This window comes from Mesonia aestuariivivens, from assembly GCF_019311235.1.
GTDB classification, from domain to species: domain Bacteria; phylum Bacteroidota; class Bacteroidia; order Flavobacteriales; family Flavobacteriaceae; genus Mesonia; species Mesonia aestuariivivens.
The window spans coordinates 1-3,055 of record NZ_JAHWDF010000041.1 but is presented as its reverse complement, the minus strand read 5'-3'; the positions used below and the strand labels follow the sequence as shown (position 1 = coordinate 3,055).

Sequence of the window (3,055 nt, the reverse complement as noted above, 5' to 3'; positions counted from 1 at the left end):
AATGGGGGATTAGCTCAGCTGGCTAGAGCGCCTGCCTTGCACGCAGGAGGTCATCGGTTCGACTCCGATATTCTCCACTGTTTAATTATTAATTGATGATTATTAATTAGTGATTAAAAAACGTTCATTGACATACTGAAACAAAAATAAAGAATACGAGAATACATTAAAGTGCATTAATGCATTTAAGAAATAATAAGAATAAAGATCATTAGGTAAAAGCATAAGCTTAATAAGGGCGTATGGGGAATGCCTAGGCTCTCAGAGGCGAAGAAGGACGTGATAAGCTGCGACAAGCTGCGGGGATTGGCACATACAAGTTGATCCGCAGATATCCGAATGGGGCAACCCACTATACTGAAGGTATAGTATCCGCAAGGAGGCGAACCCGGAGAACTGAAACATCTAAGTACCCGGAGGAAGAGAAAACAATAGTGATTGCGCTAGTAGCGGCGAGCGAACGCGCAATAGCCCAAACCATATCGTTTACGGACGTTATGGGGTTGTAGGACCACGACATTTGAGTTATAATGAATTAGAACAAGTTGGAAATCTTGGCCATAGACGGTGACAGCCCGGTATAAGTAAAGAGTAATAAGATAGTGGTATCCTGAGTAGTGCGGGGCACGTGAAACCCTGTATGAATCCGGCGGGACCATCCGCCAAGGCTAAATACTACTGAGAGACCGATAGTGAACCAGTACCGTGAGGGAAAGGTGAAAAGAACCCTGAATAAGGGAGTGAAATAGATCCTGAAACCATACGCTTACAAGCGGTCGGAGCCCTTTGGGGTGACGGCGTGCCTTTTGCATAATGAGCCTACGAGTTACTTTAGTTAGCAAGGTTAAGATGTTCAGCATCGGATCCGTAGCGAAAGCGAGTCTTAATAGGGCGTATAGTTAGCTTGAGTAGACGCGAAACCGTGTGATCTACCCTTGGGCAGGTTGAAGCTGTGGTAACACATAGTGGAGGACCGAACCCGTTGACGTTGAAAAGTCTTGGGATGACCTGAGGGTAGGGGTGAAAGGCCAATCAAACTCGGAAATAGCTCGTACTCCCCGAAATGCATTTAGGTGCAGCGATGATTTAGTTTTATAGAGGTAGAGCTACTGATTGGATGCGGGGGCTTCACCGCCTACCAATTCCTGACAAACTCCGAATGCTATAAAATGATTTTCATCAGTGAGGGCATGGGTGCTAAGGTCCATGTCCGAGAGGGAAAGAACCCAGACCATCAGCTAAGGTCCCCAAATATATGTTAAGTTGAATAAACGCGGTTGAACTGCTTAGACAGCTAGGATGTTGGCTTGGAAGCAGCCATTCATTTAAAGAGTGCGTAACAGCTCACTAGTCGAGCGGTTCGGCATGGATAATAATCGGGCATAAACATATTACCGAAGCTATGGACTATAGATTACTATAGTGGTAGGGGAGCATTGTAACAGGTTAGAAGGTGTACTGCGAGGTATGCTGGACTGGTTACAAAAGAAAATGTAGGCATAAGTAACGATAATGCGGGCGAGAAACCCGCACACCGAAAGACTAAGGTTTCCTCAGCTATGCTAATCAGCTGAGGGTTAGTCGGGACCTAAGGCGAACCCGAAAGGGGTAGTCGATGGACAAGCAGTTAATATTCTGCTACCTGCTATACGTTAAAAGTGACGGAGGCATAAACTTGGTGCGTACTGACGGAATAGTACGTTGAAGTAATCGAAAGGTTACGATAGTACACTTAAGCTACGGCGGCGGTGATAATCCAGGGGAGTGACTTCCAAGAAAAGCGAGTATAGCAGCCCGTACCCTAAACCGACACAGGTAGTTGGGATGAGAATTCTAAGGTGCTCGAGAGATTCATGGCTAAGGAACTAGGCAAAATCGACCCGTAACTTCGGGAGAAGGGTCGCCCATCTTCGGATGGGCCGCAGTGAAGAGGTCCAGGCGACTGTTTATCAAAAACACAGGGCTCTGCAAAATCGAAAGATGAAGTATAGGGCCTGACACCTGCCCGGTGCCGGAAGGTTAAGAGGAGATGTTCGCTTCGGCAAAGCATTGAATTGAAGCCCCGGTAAACGGCGGCCGTAACTATAACGGTCCTAAGGTAGCGAAATTCCTTGTCGGGTAAGTTCCGACCTGCACGAATGGTGCAACGATCTGGACACTGTCTCAGCCATGAGCTCGGTGAAATTGTAGTATCGGTGAAGATGCCGATTACCCGCTGTGGGACGAAAAGACCCCGTGAACCTTTACTATAGCTTAGTATTGACTTTGGACAAGTGATGTGTAGGATAGGTGGGAGACGTTGAAGCTGCATCGCTAGGTGTGGTGGAGTCATTGTTGAAATACCACCCTTTACTTGTTTGAAGCCTAACTTCCACTGGAAGGACAGTGCTTGGTGGGTAGTTTGACTGGGGTGGTCGCCTCCAAAAGAGTAACGGAGGCTTCTAAAGGTCCCCTCAGCACGCTTGGTAACCGTGCGTAGAGTGCAATGGCATAAGGGGGCTTGACTGAGAGACATACAGGTCGATCAGGTACGAAAGTAGAGCATAGTGATCCGGTGGTTCCGCATGGAAGGGCCATCGCTCAAAGGATAAAAGGTACTCCGGGGATAACAGGCTGATCTCCCCCAAGAGCTCATATCGACGGGGGGGTTTGGCACCTCGATGTCGGCTCGTCACATCCTGGGGCTGGAGAAGGTCCCAAGGGTTGGGCTGTTCGCCCATTAAAGTGGCACGCGAGCTGGGTTCAGAACGTCGTGAGACAGTTCGGTCTCTATCTACAGTGGGCGTAAGAAATTTGAGTGGATCTGACTCTAGTACGAGAGGACCGAGTTGGACTAACCTCTGGTGTACCAGTTGTTCCGCCAGGAGCATTGCTGGGTAGCTACGTTGGGAAGGGATAAGCGCTGAAAGCATATAAGCGCGAAACCCACCACAAGATGAGATTTCTTTTAAGGGTCGTGAGAGACGATCACGTTGATAGGCTATAGGTGTAAAGGCAGTAATGTCATAGCCAAGTAGTACTAATAACCCGTATTGCTTATGCATAGTCCCCGACT

The 3,055-nt window shown here is 48.0% G+C and carries 1 tRNA gene and 1 rRNA gene; both read left to right on the top strand.

From position 1 onward, the window contains the following. The first annotated feature begins 3 nt into the window (after positions 1 to 3). Positions 4 to 77: transfer RNA gene (locus KW502_RS15105), tRNA-Ala, on the top strand. A gap of 144 nt (positions 78 to 221) precedes the next feature. Beyond that, positions 222 to 3,044 (top strand): 23S ribosomal RNA (locus KW502_RS15100). Positions 3,045 to 3,055 lie beyond the last annotated feature (11 nt).